The sequence below is a fragment of the Nocardiopsis dassonvillei subsp. dassonvillei DSM 43111 genome, from assembly GCF_000092985.1.
GTDB classification, from domain to species: domain Bacteria; phylum Actinomycetota; class Actinomycetes; order Streptosporangiales; family Streptosporangiaceae; genus Nocardiopsis; species Nocardiopsis dassonvillei.
In genome coordinates this window covers 1,951,442-1,969,372 of the sequence record NC_014210.1, presented here as the reverse complement: position 1 = coordinate 1,969,372, position 17,931 = coordinate 1,951,442, and the positions used below count along the sequence as shown (strand labels likewise).

14 protein-coding genes are annotated in these 17,931 nt (G+C 74.1%); 5 read left to right on the top strand and 9 right to left on the bottom strand.

Annotated features, from left to right (window positions below):
- The first annotated feature begins 199 nt into the window (after window positions 1-199).
- Window positions 200-631 (top strand): PPOX class F420-dependent oxidoreductase, encoded by a 432-nt coding sequence (locus tag NDAS_RS07985; protein WP_013152643.1) that lies wholly within the window; start codon window positions 200-202, stop codon window positions 629-631.
- Between the two features lie 91 nt (window positions 632-722).
- Here NDAS_RS07985 and NDAS_RS07980 read toward each other — a convergent pair whose 3' ends face one another.
- Complete coding sequence (locus NDAS_RS07980) at window positions 723-6,206, bottom strand: ATP-binding protein (protein WP_013152642.1); 5,484 nt, start codon at window positions 6,204-6,206, stop codon at window positions 723-725.
- Between the two features lie 361 nt (window positions 6,207-6,567).
- Complete coding sequence (locus tag NDAS_RS07975) at window positions 6,568-7,221, bottom strand: pyridoxamine 5'-phosphate oxidase family protein (protein WP_013152641.1); 654 nt, start codon at window positions 7,219-7,221, stop codon at window positions 6,568-6,570.
- A 68-nt stretch (window positions 7,222-7,289) separates the two neighbouring features.
- On the opposite strand from NDAS_RS07975, the gene pdxR reads away from it, so the two are divergent.
- On the top strand, window positions 7,290-8,774 hold the full coding sequence (gene pdxR / locus NDAS_RS07970; protein ID WP_013152640.1) for a MocR-like pyridoxine biosynthesis transcription factor PdxR: 1,485 nt from the start codon (window positions 7,290-7,292) through the stop codon (window positions 8,772-8,774).
- 97 nt (window positions 8,775-8,871) lie between these two features.
- Here the strand turns inward: pdxR and NDAS_RS07965 are convergent, their stop codons facing one another.
- Both NDAS_RS07965 and NDAS_RS07960 read right to left on the bottom strand, forming a co-directional pair.
- Window positions 8,872-9,174 carry a hypothetical protein gene (locus NDAS_RS07965; protein ID WP_013152639.1) on the bottom strand — a complete coding sequence of 101 codons (303 nt, stop codon included), beginning with the start codon at window positions 9,172-9,174 and terminating at the stop codon, window positions 8,872-8,874.
- Window positions 9,174-9,545: a VOC family protein gene (locus NDAS_RS07960; RefSeq protein WP_013152638.1), complete on the bottom strand. Its 372-nt coding sequence runs from the start codon at window positions 9,543-9,545 to the stop codon at window positions 9,174-9,176. The genes NDAS_RS07965 and NDAS_RS07960 overlap by 1 nt, the downstream gene beginning before the upstream one ends.
- A gap of 364 nt (window positions 9,546-9,909) precedes the next feature.
- On the opposite strand from NDAS_RS07960, the gene NDAS_RS07955 reads away from it, so the two are divergent.
- Both NDAS_RS07955 and NDAS_RS07950 read left to right on the top strand, forming a co-directional pair.
- The gene (locus tag NDAS_RS07955) at window positions 9,910-10,707 is read left to right on the top strand and encodes a siderophore-interacting protein (RefSeq protein ID WP_013152637.1); all 798 of its coding nucleotides are present in this window, start codon (window positions 9,910-9,912) and stop codon (window positions 10,705-10,707) included.
- A gap of 177 nt (window positions 10,708-10,884) precedes the next feature.
- Window positions 10,885-13,281 carry an ATP-binding cassette domain-containing protein gene (locus NDAS_RS07950; RefSeq protein WP_013152636.1) on the top strand — a complete coding sequence of 799 codons (2,397 nt, stop codon included), beginning with the start codon at window positions 10,885-10,887 and terminating at the stop codon, window positions 13,279-13,281.
- Between the two features lie 96 nt (window positions 13,282-13,377).
- Here NDAS_RS07950 and NDAS_RS07945 read toward each other — a convergent pair whose 3' ends face one another.
- From NDAS_RS07945 to NDAS_RS07930, 4 genes are read right to left on the bottom strand one after another with little or no spacing between them, the layout of a single operon-like run.
- On the bottom strand, window positions 13,378-13,755 hold the full coding sequence (locus NDAS_RS07945; protein WP_013152635.1) for a roadblock/LC7 domain-containing protein: 378 nt from the start codon (window positions 13,753-13,755) through the stop codon (window positions 13,378-13,380).
- Window positions 13,756-14,049, bottom strand: coding sequence for a hypothetical protein (locus tag NDAS_RS07940; RefSeq protein ID WP_013152634.1), 294 nt, complete (start codon window positions 14,047-14,049; stop codon window positions 13,756-13,758).
- Window positions 14,046-14,945, bottom strand: a complete 900-nt coding sequence (locus tag NDAS_RS07935; RefSeq protein WP_013152633.1) for a hypothetical protein — start codon at window positions 14,943-14,945, stop codon at window positions 14,046-14,048. The genes NDAS_RS07940 and NDAS_RS07935 overlap by 4 nt, the downstream gene beginning before the upstream one ends.
- Entirely contained in the window at window positions 14,942-15,301 is a 360-nt protein-coding gene (locus NDAS_RS07930) for a hypothetical protein (RefSeq protein WP_013152632.1), read from the bottom strand. Before NDAS_RS07930 ends, NDAS_RS07935 begins: the two co-directional genes overlap by 4 nt.
- A 183-nt stretch (window positions 15,302-15,484) precedes the next feature.
- Between NDAS_RS07930 and NDAS_RS07925 the strand changes: the two genes are divergently transcribed.
- Entirely contained in the window at window positions 15,485-15,850 is a 366-nt protein-coding gene (locus NDAS_RS07925) for a hypothetical protein (RefSeq protein WP_013152631.1), read from the top strand.
- A 156-nt stretch (window positions 15,851-16,006) separates the two neighbouring features.
- On the opposite strand, the gene NDAS_RS07920 is transcribed toward NDAS_RS07925, so the two are convergent.
- Window positions 16,007-17,812 (bottom strand): ABC transporter ATP-binding protein, encoded by a 1,806-nt coding sequence (locus NDAS_RS07920; protein ID WP_013152630.1) that lies wholly within the window; start codon window positions 17,810-17,812, stop codon window positions 16,007-16,009.
- Window positions 17,813-17,931: the final 119 nt, after the last annotated feature.

Genomic DNA, 17,931 nt, shown 5'->3' with positions numbered 1-17,931 from the left:
CCGGCCGACACGGACGCGGGCGCCCCGGAACACCGGATGGCGGGCCCGCTCGCGCGGGCCGCGGCCGGCGGACACGGCGGCGCGGACCACGCGGCGGAGCCGGGACCGGCGCACACACCGGGAGTACGATCGTGACCGGCCGCACACGGCCCCGCACCACCGCGCACCACCAGCATCCGGCAGAGAGGGGTCCTGGAACATGACCACGACGACGTTCGACCCGCGCGCGCTGCTCGCCCAGAGCAGGCTCGGCGTCCTGGCCACCATCAAGGCCGACGGCCGCCCCCAGCTCTCCCCCGTCCAGCCCTTCTACGACGCCGAGACCGACCTGCTGCACGTCTCCATGACCGAGGGCCGGGCCAAGACCGCCAACCTGCGCCGCGACCCGCGCGCCACGCTCCAGGTCACCAGCGCCGACGGCTGGGCGTGGGCCACCGCCGAGGGCGTGGCCACCCTCACCGGGCCGGGCACCGACCCGCACGGCCCCGAGGTCGAGTCACTGGTGGACTACTACCGCCTCGCCGCCGGGGAGCACCCCGACTGGGAGGAGTACCGGTCGGTCATGGTCTCCGACCGCAGGGTGCTCATGACCATGCCCGTCGACCACGTGTACGGCGAGAAGATCCGCTGACAACACGAACGGGGCGGGGCCGCGGTCTGCCGCCGCACCCCCGCCCCACGCGGGCGGCCGCGGTCCACCCGCGCCCCGCCCACGACCGGCCCTAACGCTTCATGCCGTGCTCGATCGCCTCGATGATGCGCGGCCGCATCTCGGCGGCGCTGATGATCGCGTCCACCGAACCCACCTCGACCGCGCGCTGGATGCTGTGCACCCGGTCGAACTCCGCCGCGACCTCGCCGAGCTTCTCCGCCCGCACCGAGGACTGCGTCTCGGCCAACCGGGCGTTGAGCGCGGCCCGCTCGGCGCCGCTGGCCGCCGACACCTGCTCCTGGAGCCCGGTCACCCGCGGGTCGCTCGCGGTACGCGTGTTGACCTCACCGGCGAACACCACGGCCGCCGCCGGGGCCCCGCCCAGCACCGAGGCGAACGAGCCCTCCAGCGCGAGCACCGTCATGTTCGGGTTGAGCGCCTTGGAGAACACCACGAACGCGCCGCCGTGGTAGCGCGAGATCACGCAGAACACGATCGGGCCGTCGAAGTTGACGATCGCCCGGCCGATCTCGGCCCCGTACTCCAACTGGAGCTTGCGCAGCGACTCCGGTGAGCCGTCGAACCCCGACAGGTTGGCCAGCACCACCAGCGGCCGGTTGCCCGACGCCGCGTTGATCGCCCGCGCCACCTTCTTGGACGAACGCGGGAACAGCGTGCCCGCCGTGTAGGTGTCGGGGCCGTCGGTGGGCGGGAAGCCGTGCCGCGGCACCGACCGCGACTCGATCCCCACCAGGCACACCGGCCAACCGCCGATGTGCACGTCCTGCACCGCCGCCGTGTCGGCGTCGGCCATGCCCGCCCAGCGCTCCAGCACCGCGTGGTCCTGGTCCGAGAGCGCCCGCATCACCGTGCGGATGTCGAAGGGCTTCTTGCGGTCCGGGTTGTGCTCGGCGGAGAAGATCTCGCCGACGGTGGCGAAGTCGCTGCCCGCCACCGCGTGCGGGAACGCCGAGACGTCGCGGTCGACCGGGTCCAGGGTCCTGGCCCGGCGCGGCGCCTCCTCCCCCGGCACGACGTAGGTGTGGTCGTAGTGCGCCATGAGGATCTCACGGGCCGAGGCCAGGTTCGGCGCCCAGTACTGCGCCTGCCCGTTGGGCCCCATCACCCGGTCGTAGCCGCCGATGCCGAAGTTGTCCTCGGCCGACACCCCGCCGGAGAAGTCCAGCGACTGCTTGCCGGTGAGCACCATCGCCGAGTCCGGCGTCATCACCAGGATGCCCTTGGTGTGCATGAGCATCGTCGCCTCGGCGTTCCAGTACGGCTGGGCGCCGACGTTGATGCCCGCGACCACGATGTTGATCTCGCCGCCGTCCTGGGTGAACTCCACGATCCGCTTGAGCGCGGCCGCGACCCAGTCCATGTTCTCGGTGCCCGAGGACATCGAGATCCGCGCGCCCGCCGACAGCGCGAACCACTCCAGCGGCACCCGCATCGACTCGGCCAGGTCCAGCGCGGCGATCACCCGCGAGCACTCGGGCTCGGAGAGCGCGCCCAGCGCCTTGGTCGGGTCGCCCAGCAGCACCACGCGCGTGACCCCCTCGGGGTGGCGCACGGTCGGCGTGGTGACCACACCGGCCACGATCGCCGCGGAGTTGTGCCCGCGCGGCCGGTCCACCGGGACCAGCACACCGTTGTCGTCCAGGTCGTACTCGGTGAAACCGCCGCCCGGACCCGACAGCAGGCCGGTCAGCTCGTAGGGGTAGACGGTCCCGCGCCGGGCCGCGCGCAGCACCTTCTGGCGGTAGTCGTCCAGCGGAAGCACCGGCTCGGTCGAGGGCTCCTCGACGTGGACCCGCGCGTCCTGGCCCTGGTCCAGGCTGATGCGCACCGCGACCTCGGTCAGCTCACCGGAGGAGGTGCGCTGGCGGGCCAGGAACTGGACCTCCTCCAGCCCCGCCCCTGCCGTGGTCGGCAGCAGCCGCTGGACCAGCGTGTCCAGCTCCTCGGGGGTCAGCTCGGTCGCCGGCCACACGTACATCATGATGCGGTTGGTGTCGAAGCGCCGGTTCTGCGGGCGCTGCGCCTGGATGTTGCGGATCGCGTCCAGGCACCCGGTGACCGTGTCCTCCAGCGCGGGCAGCGCGATCAGGCGCCCGTCCGCCTCGCGCAGCGGCGTCAGGTCGCGGACCTGGCCCATCGCGAAGAGGCGCTCGTCGGCCGGGTTGCTCTTGGCCACCGCCCGGAACAGGTAGATCTCCTCGTCGGCCGAGGGCAGCCGGGTGAGGTCGAACTCGCGCAGGCGCTGCAACTGCAGGCGCCGGGCGATCTGCGGGTGCAGGCCGCGGATCAGCCGGTCCTCGACGAAGCCGTCCCCCTCGGGCCGGAAGGTGAAGTGGTGGTGCATCACCGCGCCGCTGGTACCGGCGACGGTGGCGGTGACCCGGCGCACGCCCGCGGGCAGCGGGTGCTCGGCCAGCAGCCCCCCGAGCCGCACCGCCATCGCGTCGGCGTCGGGCTGGCCCTCCCAGGTGAGGTAGAGGTCGGCCACCAGGCCGCGCTCGGCCACGTCGGCGGCCAGCTCACCGACCGCGCCGAGGGCGTCGGGCAGGGCGGCGATGTCGACGGCGGTCGTGACCACGCGCGTCAGGCCGCCCGCGCCGTTGTGCTCAGCGGTGACGAACCGGCAGCCCCCGACCTCGCGCGCCGCGACCCCGGACAGCCCGCGGTTGCCGTAGTAGCGGCGGGTCAGCACCTCCAGCAGCGGGGCGTGGTCGCGCCCGGCCCGCCCCATGCGCTGGCCGACCAGCCGCACCAGCGGCTCGGCGCTGGCCACCATGGCCTGGATCCGCTCCGCCCGGTCCGGCGCGTCCGGGTCGCGGTCCAGGTGGCGCAGGTCGTCGCGCACCGCGGCGTAGACCCGTGCCCGGTTGCGGCGCAGCAGCGGCTGGGCGAACCAGCGGAAGACCACACCGCGGGCCAGGTCCGACACCGCGGGGAAGCGCACCTGCGTGGCCTCCACCAGGTGCTCCAGGGCCAGACCGGCGCGCTCGCTGAGCGCCTCCGCGGGCGGCCCGCCCGCCAGCCAGCGGCGCAGCAGCTCCGACACGATCGCCAGCGCGGCGCCCGTGTTCTGCTGGGCCAGGAAGATCCGGAAGACCGCGGCCTCCAGCTCCGGCGTGCGGTCCAGGTCGGAGACCCCGTAGTGGGCCAGGACCCGGGTGAGCTTGGCCTGGAAGCCCTCGCTCACCCCGGCGCGCTCCACGTCCAGGCTCTGCAGGTAGCTGTGGAAGAACTCGCGCGGGCTGTGCACCGAGCTGTGCGGCTCGGTGTCGGGCTCCCCGCCCGGCTTGTTGCGGCTCAGCTCGCACAGGTCGGCGAACACCGTGAACAGGTCCAGCTCGCCCTCGACCGGACGACCGCCCATCTCGGCGCGCGCGACCAGGTAGTCGGCCAGCACCCGCCCTCGGTCGTGCGGGTCGGCGTCGAAGCCCAGCAGCAGACCGCGCAGGTCCTGCAGGCCGCGCTCCACGCGCTCGGCCGCGGACGCCTCCCCGGCCTCCTCGGGCAGCTCGATCGCCACGGCCTCCGAGCCCGACTCCGCCTCCTCGGCGTCCCCGTCGGACAGCGGCTCCAACCGCATCAGCGGCGCACCGGTCTCGACCTGGCTGCCCACCGACACCGGGCACTCGCGCACCCGGGCGCGGAACGGCGCACGCAGCACCGTCTCCATCTTCATGCTCTCCAGCACCAGGACGGGCGCGCCGGACTCGACCTCGTCGCCCACCGCCAACGGCGTCGCCACCACCAGGGCCGGCGCCGGGGAGCGGAGCACACCGCCCTCGTCGCGGCTGATCCGGTGCGTGACGCCGTCCACCTCGACCAGGTGCACCGGTCCGTGCGTGGCCGACACCAGCCGGAACCGGTGGCCGTTGACCACGATCTGGCCGCTGTGCGCGTCGAAGCGCTCGACCTCCACGTCCGCCGGGTGCACGTCGCCGCCTCCGGAGACGCCGACGCGGAACCGCCGGTGCCCGACCCTGGCCACGCTCACCCGGTAGCCCACGCCGCGCAGCTTCAGGTCCAGCGGACGGCCGCTCTCGTGCTGCACCTGCGGACGGCCGCCGTGCGCGGTGGACAGCAGCCGCTGGCGGCTGACCTCCTCCTCGTCCTGGTAGGCCTCGATCGCGGCCGCGGCCAGGGCCACCGCGGAGTGGCGGTGGCTGACCAGGCGCCCCTGGGCGCGCACGCGGTCGATCCAGCCGGTGTCGGCGCTGGCGTCGATCACCTCGGGCTGGTCCAGCAGGTCGAGCACGAAGCTCTTGTTGGTCGCGCCGCCCTCGATGATCACCGTGGTCTCGGCCATCGCGCGGCGCAGCCTGGCCAGCGCCTGCTCGCGGTCGCGGCCGTAGGCGATGACCTTGGCGATCATCGAGTCGAAGTCGGCCGGGATGGTGTTGCCCTCGCGCACACCGGTGTCCACGCGCACGCCCGGACCGGAGGGCAGGACCAGGCGCGCGATGCGGCCCGGGGCGGGCGCGAAGTCGCGGTCGGGGTCCTCGGCGTTGAGCCGGGCCTCGACGGCGTGGCCGGACTCGACCGGCTGGGGGCCCTCCAGCCTGCCGCCGCTGGCCACGTGCAACTGGAGCCGGACCAGGTCGGTGCCGGTGGTGATCTCGGTGATCGGGTGCTCGACCTGGAGGCGGGTGTTGACCTCCAGGAACGCGAACAGCTTCTCGCCCGGGTGGTACAGGAACTCGACGGTGCCCGCGCCGCGGTAGTCCACGGCCAGCGCCAGCCGCTCGGCCGACGCCTTCAGGTGCGCGGTCTGCTCCGCGTCCAGGACCGGGGAGGCCGACTCCTCGATGATCTTCTGGTTGCGCCGCTGCACCGAGCAGTCGCGCACGCCCAGCGCCCACGCCGTGCCCTGTCCGTCGGCGATGATCTGGACCTCGACGTGGCGGGCGCCGGTGACCAGGCGCTCCAGGAAGACCACGCCGGAGCCGAAGGCGCGCAGCGCCTCCTGGCTGGTGCGCTCGTAGGCCTCGGCCAGGTCCTCGCCCGAGGCGACCATGCGGATACCGCGACCGCCGCCGCCCGCGGTCGCCTTGAGCATCAGCGGATAGCCGATCTCCTCACCGGCGCGCAGCGCCTCCTCCAGGGTGGCGACCTCGCCGCGGCTCCACGGCGCGACCGGGACGCCGACCTCCTCGGCGATCAGCTTGGCGCCGATCTTGTCGCCGAGCTTGCGCATGGCCTCGGCGCTGGGCCCGACGAAGGTGACGCCGATCCTCTCGCACAGCTCGGCGAAGGCCGGGTCCTCGGCGACGAAGCCCCAGCCCACCCACGCCGCGTCGGCGCCGGTCTGGACCAGCGCGCGCTCCAGGACGGCGTGGTCGAGGTAGGGACGGGCCGAGGCGGGACCCAGCGAGTAGGCGACGTCGGCCTCGCGGACGAAGGTGGCGTCGCGGTCGGCGTCGGTGTGGAGGGCCACCGTCTCGATCCGCGTGCCGGTTTCCGCTGAGAGGTCCCGGACAGCGTGGATGAGCCGCATCGCGGCCTCTCCACGGTTGACGATGGCGACACGACTGAACACCGGTTGAGCCTCCCAAGTACCACGCGCAGAAGGCGACGTCCGGGTCTCGGAGCGTCGCCTGCACCTACCTTTCTACCCTGGTCGGTTACCGCCCGGTACACCAATGGGCCGAACCACGCATAGCGAAGCCGATGCGTTGTGGGAACCCCACAAAAAACGCTCGGCCACACCGCCCGACCCCCGTTTCACGCGAGATTCGCCACACCGCAGGGCCGCTTCCCCCGGCGGCGGTGACCAGGACGGTGTCCGGTCGGCGAACGCACCGCAATAAAGGACTATTGGCCTATCCAATAGGCCAAAGAATGTCCGACGGGTCGGCCCCGCGGTTTTCCCGCGTACCGTTTTCCCGGAACGGCCGACCTCAGGACAGCGGCGACGGGAACAGCGACCGCCCCGCCACAGAGGCCGGAACCTCCAGCCCCGGAGCCAGACCCGGATCCGGCTCTGGCACCCCGAACACCCGCCGCACCGGCAGCACCCCCGCCCACACCGGCAGGGCCAGGTCCTCCTCGTCGTCCGCCGGCGGCCCCGTCCGCACCTTCACCGACGCCTCCTCCAGCGACAGCGCCAGCACGCGCGTGGCCGCCAACTCCTTCGCGGTCGGCTGGCGGGCCTCATCCCACCGCCCCGGCGTCAACTGCTCGACCAGCGCGCGCAGCCCCTCCAACCGCTCCCGCTCGTCCTCCACCACCCGAGGCACGCCGTAGACCATCGCGGAGCGGTGGTTGACCGAGTGGTGGAACAGCGACCTGGCCAGCACCAGGCCGTCCAGCAGGGTCACGGTCACACACACCTCACCGCCCGCGCGCAGCGACCGCGCCCCGGTCGAACCGTGCAGGTACAGGGTGTCGCCGATCCGCCCGTAGGCGGTGGGCACCACCATGGGCGCGCCGTCGACCACCACCCCCAGGTGGCACACCACCCCCTCGTCCAGGAGGTCGTACAGGTCGGCCCGGTCGGTACGGGCCTTGTGCTTGCCGCGGCGCAGCCGGGTGCGTTCTGTCGTGGAGAGCATGACCGTAGCCTAGAAAGCAAGTGGACCTTACGACCATGGCCACTTCTGCCCGAAAACGAAGGACCACTGTGCCCCGCCGCCTGGCCGAACCGGCCTTCCACCTCGACCGTTCCGCCGCCCGCCCCCTCACGACGCAGCTGTCCGACGCACTGCGGGAGGCCATGTCCGGCGGGACGCTCGCACCCGGGGAACGCCTGCCCTCCAGCCGCGCCCTGGCCGCGCAGCTGGTCGTGAGCAGGACCGTGGTCACCGAGGCCTACCAGCAGCTCTACGCCGAGGGCTGGTTGGAGGGACGCCACGGCTCGGGCACGTTCGTCGCCCAGGACAGCTCACCGCCCTCCCCCTCCCGGCCCTCCGCCGACGGACGCGGCGCTCGTGAGCACACCATCAGCGGCGACGACGGCGGACACGGCGCCCCGTCCGCCACCGCGAGCCCCGCCGTGCGCACCACCGCCCCGCGCCCCTCCCGGGAACAGGCCCGCAGCCAGGGCATGATCGACCTGCGCCCCGGCGCCCCCTGGGTCCGCGACCACGACCGCGCCGCCTGGCGCCGGGCATGGCGGCACGCGGCCGAACAACCCCTGGACGAGGACCCCGACCCCCGCGGCCTGCCCCGGCTGCGCGCACTCCTGGCCGACCACCTGCGCCGCACCCGCGCAGTACGCATCGGCCCCGAGAACGTCATGGTCACCCGCGGCACCGGCAACGGCCTGGACCTGGTCGGGGCCGCCCTGCTCGGCGCGGGCACCCGCGCGGGCGTGGAGGAGCCCGGCTACCAGAAGGCCCACACCATCCTGGCCGCCCGCGGAGCCCGCGTGCTCCCCTGCCCGGTCGACCACGACGGCATCCTCACCGAGCACCTGCCCGACGACCTGACCCTCGTCCACACCACACCCGCCCACCAGTACCCGCTCGGCGGACGGCTGCCCGTCCCGCGCCGCGAACGCCTCCTGGCCTGGGCCCGCCGGAACGCGGCGATGATCGTGGAGGACGACTACGACGCCGAGTTCCGCTACGACGTGGCGCCCCTGCCCGCCCTCTACGGCCTGGGCCCCGACCGCGTCATCCTGCTCGGCACCCTGTCCAAGACCCTCTCCCCCGACCTGGGCATCGGCTGGATCGTCGCCGAACCCCCGCTGCTGGAACGCCTGGCCGCCGTCCGCCACGACCTGTCGGACCGCACCAGCGTTCCGGTCCAGGCCGCCACCGCCCTGCTGCTCGAACGCGGCGACCTCGACCGGCACCTGCGCCGCATGCGCCTGGAGTACGCCCGCCGCCGCGGGCTGCTGATCGACCTCCTCACCACCCGCCCCGTCGGGGACACCGCGGGCCTGCACGTCCTGCTCCCGTTGCCCGCCGACGCCGTCGCCCCCGTAGTGGCCGAGGCCGCCGAACGGGGCGTGCTGATGGACGACACCTCGCGGGCCAGCCACGGCGCCCCGACCGTGCACGGACTGGTCCTGGGCTACGGGTCGGCGCACCGCGCCGACCTGCGCCGCGCCTGCGCGGTCCTCAACGAGGCCGTCGCCCGCCACACCGGCCACACCGCCTGAGCCGGGCGGCGGGGAGCGCGCGGGGAAGGAGCCGGGCGCGGGCGGCGGGGGGACACGCCGCCGCCCCGCGCCCCGACGGACCCCGAGCCGCGACCGGTCACACCTCCAGTTCGGTCTGCCCGGGCACCTGCCGCTGCCGCTCCTGGCCGCTCTGGGCCAGACACCTGCGGCAGGTCACCGGCCCCGCGGAGGCGCGCAGCCGCAGCGGGTCGACGGAGGCGTGACAGGCCACGGCCGGGACCGGCACCCCCGCCCACATGTGCGTGGCGAGCGCGTGCACGACCAGGGCGTTGCCGATCCGCACCCCGACCGCTCCCGCCAGCTCCTCCCTGCGGCGGCGCAGGGTCGCGGTCAGGTGCTCCACGGCGGGGTCGCCCCCCTCGTGCCCCTGCCCGCCCATCAGGCCTCGGCCCAGACGCCCAGTTCGTTGCCACTGGGGTCGGTGAAGTGGAAGCGGCGCCCGCCGGGGAAGGCGTAGGGGCCCCGCACCACACGGCCGCCCGCGCCCTCCACGGCCTCGACGGAGCGGTCCAGGTCGGCCGAGTACAGCAGGACGAAGGGGCCGCCCGCGCGCGTCTCCTCGCCCAGCGCGAGGCCGCCCACCTCGGGGGCGTCCGGGCCCTCGGGGTTCTGGATGCCCGCGTAGCCGGGGCCGTAGTCGTTGAAGCGCCATCCGAACGCCTCGGCGTAGAAGCGCCGCGCCCGGTCCAGGTCGGTGACCGTGAGCTCCAGGTAGTCGATGGCGTGGTGTCGGTGTGCTGGCTGTGTCATACGCCGATTCTCGGGCACGGTGCCGACAGTCGTGTCCCGTTGGGCTGCCCGGTTTCGTGAAGAGACTCCTCTGTTCAACGGAAAAACGGACAAGTGGCACCTTTACCACGTAGATTCATAACTTGGACAAGAGGCGCGAAAGACGCGCCACCCGGCCCCATGGCCACCGGGCGGGCGGCCCGTGGCGGTGGGTGCGGGCCGGGTCCCGGGACTGACCGGCCGGGTGTCCGGGCTACGCGCGCGGCCCAGCCGCTGGAGGGGTCCCGGGGTTCGGAATCGGGATAACGCAGGCGAAGCAAGGTTCGGCTAACCTCACCTGGAGGCGGTCCACCCCCGTGCCCCCGAACCAGGAGAAAGAGGTCCCGTGCGCGTCGAACAGCCCGGCCACCGCGCCATGATCCGCACCCGCGTGGTGCGGACCGAGCGCCTGAGCAAGCACTTCGTCACGGTGACCCTGGGCGGCGCCGAGCTGGCCGACTTCGCCTTCCTCGGACGGGACCAGTTCGTGCGCCTGTTCCTTCCCCGCGAGGGCCAGGACCGGCTGCACATGCCCGCCGACGCCGGCAAGCGGTGGTTCGAGCAGCTCCGCGCCATGCCGCCGAGCCGCCAGCCGCACGTGCGCAGCTACTCGGTGCGCCGCTTCGACCCCGAGGCGCTGGAGATGGACATCGAGTTCGTGGACCACGGCGACGCCGGTCCCGCCTCCGCCTGGGCCCGCGCCGCCGCTCCCGGCGACGAGGCGGGCATGCTCGCGGACGGTGTGTACTACGTGCCCTCGGAGGAGGCCGACTGGCACCTGCTCGTCGGCGACGAGAGCGCCGTACCCGCCCTGCTCTCCATCCTCGAACAGGCCCCCGCCCACCTGCGCGGACAGGCCTACCTCGAAGTCCCCAGCACAGACGACATCCGCCCCGTCCAGGCCCCGCCCGGAGTCGACGTGCACTGGCTACCCCGCACCGACCCCCACACCGTCCCCGGACGACTCGCCCTGGAAACCGTACGCACCGCCGAGTTCCCCCCAGGACGCCCCTACTGCTTCGTCGCCGGAGAGAACGCCCTCCCCACCGAACTGCGCCGCACCCTCGTCCGCCAACACGGCGTTCCCAAGGACGACATCGCCTTCATCGGCTACTGGCGCCACGGCCGCGCCGCCATGGACTAGGCGCTCCGGGCCCTCCGGTCAGGAATCGAGAAGCGCCGCCCCCGCTCCCCCGTCTAGCGTTGGCACCACGGACCCCACCGGTCACACGGACCGGCACGCGACGGCCGTCGCCCGGCGCTGGTGGGCCGACCCAGACGACGCCGACGCAGAGGCCTCACCCGACCGAGGGAGATCACGATGAGCACGGCCACCAGGGCGGACGCGGAGGCGCCCGAGCCGCACGCCGCCGACAGCCACGACCTGATCCGCGTGTACGGCGCACGTGAGAACAACCTCCGGGACGTCAGCGTCGAGATACCCAAACGCCGCCTGACCGTGTTCACCGGCGTCTCCGGCTCGGGCAAGAGCTCCCTGGTGTTCAACACGATCGCCGCGGAGTCGCAGCGGATGATCAACGAGACCTACAGCGCCTTCGTGCAGGGCCTCATGCCGACGATGGCCCGGCCCGACGTCGACGTCCTCGACGGGCTGACCACGGCGATCATCATCGACCAGGAGCGGATGGGCGCCAACGTCCGCTCCACGGTGGGCACCGCCACCGACGCCAACTCGCTGCTGCGCATCCTCTTCAGCCGCCTCGGGAAACCGCACATCGGCTCGCCCAACGCGTTCGCGTTCAACGTCGCCTCGGTCCAGGCCAGCGGCGCCATCAGGGTGGGCAACGGCAAGGCCGTGAAGCAGACCTTCAGCCGCACCGGCGGCATGTGCACGCACTGCGAGGGCCGGGGCACGGTCTCCGACATCGACCTCACCCAGCTCTACGACGACTCCAAGTCGATCGCCGAGGGCGCGTTCACCATCCCCGGCTGGAAGTCGGACAACTTCTGGACGGTGCGGGTCTACGCCGAGTCGGGCTTCGTGGACCCCCGCAAGCCGATCCGCGACTACACCGAGGAGGAACTCGCCGACTTCCTCCACAAGGAACCGGTCAAGGTGAAGATCGAGGGCGTCAACCTCACCTACGAGGGGCTGATCCCCAAGATCCGGAAGTCGTTCCTGTCCAAGGACCGGGAGGCGATGCAGCCGCACATCCGGGAGTTCGTGGACCGGGCGGTCACCTTCACCGCCTGCCCCGAGTGCGACGGCACCCGCCTCAGCGAGGAGGCCCGGTCCTCCAGGATCCGCGGGATCAGCATCGCCGACGCGTGCGCGATGCAGATCAGCGACCTGGCCGCGTGGGTCCGCGGGCTCGAGGAACCCTCCGTGGGGCCGCTGCTGGAGAAACTGGGGCACACGCTCGACTCCTTCGTGGAGATCGGGCTGGGCTACCTCTCACTCGACCGCTCCTCGGGCACGCTCTCGGGCGGCGAGGCGCAGCGCACCAAGATGATCCGCCACCTGGGCTCCTCGCTCACCGACGTCACCTACGTCTTCGACGAACCCACCGTGGGACTGCACCCGCACGACATCGAGCGGATGAACCGCCTGCTGCTGCGGCTGCGCGACAAGGGCAACACCGTACTCGTCGTGGAGCACAAGCCGGAGACCATCGCGATCGCCGACCACGTGGTCGACCTCGGCCCCGGCGCCGGTGACGACGGCGGGCGGATCGTCTTCGAGGGCGGCGTCGGGGGGCTGCGCGCCAGCGGCACCCTCACCGGCCGCCACCTCGACGACCGGGCCCGGCTCAAGCCGCGGGTGCGCACGCCCCGGTGCGCCCTGGAGATCCGCGGCGCCGACGCCAACAACCTGCGCGGCGTGGACGTGGACGTGCCGCTGGGCGTGCTGTGCGTGGTGACCGGCGTGGCGGGCAGCGGCAAGAGTTCGCTGGTCCACGGGTCGATGCCCGCGGGCGCGGGCGCGGTGTCGGTGGACCAGGGCGCGATCCGCGGCTCACGGCGCAGCAACCCGGCCACCTACACCGGGCTGCTCGACCCGGTCCGCAAGGCCTTCGCCAAGGCCAACGGCGTCAAACCGGCGCTGTTCAGCCCCAACTCCGAGGGCGCCTGCCCGGCCTGCAACGGAGCCGGGGTGCTCTACACCGACCTGGCCATGATGGACACGGTGGCCTCGCCGTGCGAGGAGTGCGAGGGCAGGAGGTTCCAGCCGCAGGTGCTGGAGTACCGCCTGGGCGGCCCGGACGGCGGCCGCGACATCAGCGAGGTGCTCGCGATGTCGGTGGCCGAGGCGCACGCGTTCTTCGACGGCGAGGGGGCGAAGGTGCCCGCGGCCGCGCGGATCCTGCGGCGTTTGGAGGAGGTCGGCCTGGGCTACCTCAGGGTCGGCCAGCCGCTGACCACCCTGTCCGGCGGCGAGCGGCAGCGGCTCAAGCTGGCCGTCCACATGGCCGGGGAGGGCGGCGTCTACGTCCTGGACGAGCCGACCAGCGGCCTGCACCTGGCCGACGTCGAGCAGCTGCTCGGCCTGCTCGACCGGCTCGTCGACTCGGGGAAGTCGGTCGTGGTCGTCGAGCACCACCAGGCGGTGATGGCGCACGCAGACTGGATCATCGACCTCGGCCCCGGGGCGGGCCACGACGGCGGCCGGGTCGTGTTCGAGGGCACGCCCGCCGACCTCGTCGCCGCCCGCTCCACCCTCACCGGCGAGCACCTCGCGGCCTACGTCGGCGCCTGACCGGCCCGCGCGCGAAGCAGGCGGCCCCTGGCCCGTGCCGGGTCCGCTGTCCGTCGGGCGGCGGGCCGGGCCCGGGAGGGCCCCGCCGCCGGGGCCTCAGCCCGCGGCGGTGACCTCCAGCAGCGAGCCCACGCGCTCCACCGTCAGCCGGGACTCGCGGCGCAGGGCGGCGGTGTCCATGCCCTCGTCGCCCAGCACGACGAGCAGGGCCTCCATCCCGACCGCGTAGACGACCGCGTAGCCGCCCTGGCAGCGGGTGACGACCTCGCGCAGCGGTCCCAGCCCCGTCTCGTCACCGGTGCGCTTGCCCAGGCCCAGGGAGGCGGCGGCGAGCGCGGCCAGCGCGTGGGGACGTCCGCCCTGGATGTCGGAGGCCACCAGCATGCCGTCGGAGGCGGCCACGGCGCTGTCGGTCACGCCGACGACGTGCTCGCGCAGCCGCGCCAGCTCCTCGGCGATCTGACCCTGAACCATCTACTCGCTCCCGTGCTCGTCGGTCGGCCGCGGCGCGCGGCCGGTGTGGGCGTCCAGGTCCTGTAGTGCGCGGCGCACCCTCTCCAGGGGCACCGCGGCGCGCTGCGCGCGGCGCAGGGCGGCGATGGGCCCCGGTTCGGGCTCCTTGGGGCCGAACAGGCCCGGCCGGGGGCGCGGTCCCCGGGGCACCGGGGAGGGGGTGCGCTTGGGCAGTGCGGTCAGGCCGCCCGCCTCGTGTCCCCCGGCGGGCGGTTCGCCGCCGCGGGCCGGACAGGGGTGTCCGGTCGTGCTCATCGGGCCGCCTCTTCCCCGACCGCCGCGGCCGTCCCGTGGTCGGCGCCCAGTGAGCGCAGGCGTTCGCGCACGTTCCCGGGGACCGGGACAGAGGAGGACGGGGGCGCGGGGCGCACGGTGTTGGCCCCCGGACGCCGTTTGGCCAGCGCGGACGGGCCCTCGTCCGGGGCGGCGGCCTCGGGCGTGCGGCGGGTGAGGCCGTCCGCCCCGCCGGGGGCGGCGGCCTCCAGCAGCCCGCGTTCGGTGAGGCGCGCGACGTCGGCCATGACCCCGGTCAGCCCCCGGCCCAGGGCGAAGGCCAGGTCCCGGGGGGTGCGGCGGCCGTTGGCCTGGGCGAGCAGGAGCCGGTAGGCGGAGGGGAGGGAGTCGTGTACCGGCCCGGCGGGCACGGGGCGGCGGCGGGCCAGGTCCGCGGGCGCGCCCCACCGGTCGGCGAGGAAGACCAGGCGGCGCCCGGCCTCGGCCAGCACCTCCTCGGGGTCCAGGCCGTGCTCCAGGCCCAGCAGCGGCGGCGCGGCGTCGGAGAGCACGGCCTCCACCCGGGGTTCGGGGGACAGGCACAGCGCCAGGACGCCGTCCGCAAGCGCCGTGGCGCACGCCAGTTCCAGTACCGCGGCCGAGACCGCGCCGCGGTCCAGCAGTTCCCGGGCCAGGCTGTCGGTGTGGGCGGCCGCCTCGTAGGCGGCGGCCCAGGCCCCGGCGGGGACCGTGCCGGACCTGACCAGGAGGGTCTCGGGTGTGGGCGCGGCCGGTGTGGTGACGGCGGTGACGCGCCCGGCGGTCAGGTGGACCAGGGCCTCGGGCGGGCCGGTCAGGCGCAGGGCTCCGGTGAACCCCTCCTCGCGGGCGCGGAGCAGGGGCTCGGCCAGGGCCCGCGGGGGCTCGGCGGCGCTCATGACAGCAGCGCCGCGGTGTGCTCGTCGGCCTGGAGGCGGGCCAGCGCGAGGTTGGTCCGCGCGCGGTCGAAGACCAGGACGAGCAGGGCGTCGTCCGCGCCCGGGGAGGGCACGGCGCGGGTCAGCACGTGGTGCCCGTCGGTGGTGACCACGCTCTCCCGGACCGCCGGTTCGCGGGAGGCCAGGGCCAGGTCGAGGGCCAGGTGGTGGGAGTCCGCGACGTGCTCGGGGTCGGGCAGCGCCGACACCGCACCCGACCGCGCGTGCGCCTGACCCGTCGCGCGGTCCACGAGCATCGCGGCCACGACCCCGTCACAGCTCAGGTAACGCTCCGTGGATACAGCTGTGCTCGACACGTGCCCCCCGGTGTCTGGTTGCCTCCAAAAGACATTTAACAGTCAAAGAGGAGCAAAGAGAACACACTGTGGTAACGATGGACTCCCGCCACAAACTGTCCACTTACGCACCCTCCGGGCGTTTCGCTAATTTTCGTCATGTATCGCCGCTCCCGCGGTGGACACCGAGCGTGAGGAGACGCCATGAACGCCGACGCGGCGATGAAGGAAGCCATGGGGATCGAGGGCGCGATCGGCGTCGCGGTCGTCGACTACGAGAGCGGGATGTCCCTGGGCACCATGGGCGGCGGCGGCCACTTCGACCTGGAGATGGCCGCGGCGGCCAACACCGAGGTCGTGCGCGCCAAGACGCGCGCCCTGGGCGCGATCGGCCTCGACGACCGCATCGAGGACATCCTCATCACGCTGAGCAGCCAGTACCACCTCATCCGCCTGCTGGAGAAGTCGCACGGCAGCGTCTTCCTCTACCTGGCGCTGGACCGCCAGCGCGCCAACCTGGCCATGGCCCGCCACACCCTCCGGCGCGTGGAGAGCGAACTCCAGCTGTGACCCGGCCCGTCCCGCGCCCGGGGCGGCGCGGGTACGGACGGCGCCCCCTCCCGGACTCCCCGCCCCGGCACCCGCGCTCCGAACGGCGCTGACCCGGCCGCGTGCGGCGCTGACCGCGCCCGGCCGGGCGCACCGGCGTGCCGCCCCCGGGCGCGGTCAGCGGGAGAGCGGCTCCCCGTCGTCCGGCGCGCCCCGCCAGCTGCGCCACAGGTCGGCGTAGCGCCCCCCGGCGGCGACCAGCTCGGCGTGCGTCCCCTGCTCGACGACGCGGCCCCGGTCCATGACCACCACGCGGTCGGCGGTCTGCGCCTGGGTCAGCCGGTGCGCCACCACCAGCGTGGTGCGCCCGGCGGTGGCCGCGGCGGCGGCGCGCTCCAGTCGCCGGGCGCCGGAACTGCCCGCCTCGGCGGTGGCCTCGTCCAGGACGGCCACGTCCGGGTCGGCCAGCACCAGCCGGGCCAGTGCCAGGTGCTGGGCCTGCTCGGCGGTCAGGGCGTGCCCGCCCTCGCCGACCACCGTGTCCAGTCCCTCGGGCAGGGCGCGCACCCACTCCAGGGCGCCGACGGCCTCCAGGGCGGCCTCCGCCTCGGCCGCGTCGGCCCCGGCGCGGGCCAGGCGCAGGTCCTCCAGCAGGGTTCCGGCGAACACGTGGGTCTCCTGGCTGACGAGGAAGACGTGCTCGCGCACCCGCCGCTCCCCCAGCTCCTCCAGGGGGATCCCGCCCAGGTACACGGTTCCGGTCGTGGGCGTGCGCAGGCCGCTGACCAGGGCGGCCAGCGTGGTCTTGCCCGCGCCGCTGGCCCCGACCAGGGCCACGCGCTCACCCGGGGCGACCTCCAGCGACACCTCCTCCAGCGCGGCCGGGCCGCCGCTGCCGTAGGAGTGGGTGACCCCCGCGACGCGGACCGAGGAACCGGCCGGGCCCTCCTCCGCGCCCGGGTCGGCCTCCACCGGGAGGTCGACCACGCCGGCCAGACGGGCCAGGCTCGCCCCGGCCGACTGCACCTCGTTGAAGTTCATGACCAGGAAGATCAGCGGGCCGAACAGGCGGTGGAAGTACAGGGCGGCGGCGGTGACCATGCCGACGCTGGCCAGGTCGGCGCGCACCAGCCAGAACCCGGCCACCAGCACCGAGGTCAGTCCGACGCACTCGGCGGCGTTGAGCCGCGACCCGAAGCGGGTGAACAGCCGGAACACCGACACCGTGATGTCCATGGCGGCGGCCGAGCGGTCGCGCACCCGGGACTCGTGCTCGTCCTCCAGGCGGTAGGCGCGCACGGCGGAACGCCCGCGCAGGGCTCCCATCATCGCGTGCGAGCGCTCGCCCATGGCCACGCGCTCGCGGGCGTAGTAGGGGCCCGAACGGGGCAGGTACCAGCGCACGGCCGTCACGTAGACCGGCACGCACAGCATCGCGGCCAGGCCCAGGCGCCAGTCCAGGGCGGTGATGCCCACCGCGGTCAGCAGGACGGTGGCCAGGGCCACGACCGCGTCGGGGCCGCTGCGGGCGATGCTGGCGGTGACCACGGCGACGTCGTCGCCGACCCGGGAGAGCAGGTCGCCGATGCGCACCCGCTCCAGGCGGGCGGCGGGCATGCGCAGCACGCGGTCCATGACGCTTTCGCGCAGGCGGGCCAGGACGGTCTCGCCGACCCGGCTGACCAGCCAGCTGCCCACACCCGTGAGCAGGCCGCCGAGCAGCCCCGCCCCGGCGATGAGCAGGACCGAGGACAGGACGGTGTCCAGCCCCCGCTGCGCCGAGATGTCGTCGACCATCCGGCCCAGCACCCAGGGGGCGACCAGTCCGGCGGCGCTGCCCGCGAGCACGGTGGCCAGGGCAAGCGGGGCGCCCCAGCCGGTGCCGCGCACCCCCTCGCCCAGCACGGCCCACGTGCGGCGGGCCGAGGCGGTGGGGAGCAGTTCCCCGTGTTCGCTCGCGGAGTCCTCCACCGGCGTGCTCATCGGTCGTCCTCGGGGTCGTGGGGGCGGGGAAGGGGGGCGCGGCGCCCCGGGTCGGCGGTCAGCGGCGGGGCGCTCCGGCGTGCCGCGAACGGCCGTGAGGCGCACCGCGTCGGCGCCGC

Excerpts from the sequence above, each read along its gene's own strand:
- NDAS_RS07965 (WP_013152639.1), bottom strand. The coding sequence starts at position 9,174 with ATGGGCGGGCAGGGGCACGAGGGGGGCGACCCCGCCGTGGAGCACCTG.
- NDAS_RS07920 (WP_013152630.1), bottom strand. The coding sequence starts at position 17,812 with ATGAGCACGCCGGTGGAGGACTCCGCGAGCGAACACGGGGAACTGCTC.
- NDAS_RS07940 (WP_013152634.1), bottom strand. The coding sequence starts at position 14,049 with ATGAGCACGACCGGACACCCCTGTCCGGCCCGCGGCGGCGAACCGCCC.
- NDAS_RS07975 (WP_013152641.1), bottom strand. The coding sequence starts at position 7,221 with ATGCTCTCCACGACAGAACGCACCCGGCTGCGCCGCGGCAAGCACAAG.
- NDAS_RS07985 (WP_013152643.1), top strand. The coding sequence starts at position 200 with ATGACCACGACGACGTTCGACCCGCGCGCGCTGCTCGCCCAGAGCAGG.
- NDAS_RS07935 (WP_013152633.1), bottom strand. The coding sequence starts at position 14,945 with ATGAGCGCCGCCGAGCCCCCGCGGGCCCTGGCCGAGCCCCTGCTCCGC.
- NDAS_RS07950 (WP_013152636.1), top strand. The coding sequence starts at position 10,885 with ATGAGCACGGCCACCAGGGCGGACGCGGAGGCGCCCGAGCCGCACGCC.
- NDAS_RS07960 (WP_013152638.1), bottom strand. The coding sequence starts at position 9,545 with ATGACACAGCCAGCACACCGACACCACGCCATCGACTACCTGGAGCTC.
- NDAS_RS07925 (WP_013152631.1), top strand. The coding sequence starts at position 15,485 with ATGAACGCCGACGCGGCGATGAAGGAAGCCATGGGGATCGAGGGCGCG.
- NDAS_RS07945 (WP_013152635.1), bottom strand. The coding sequence starts at position 13,755 with ATGGTTCAGGGTCAGATCGCCGAGGAGCTGGCGCGGCTGCGCGAGCAC.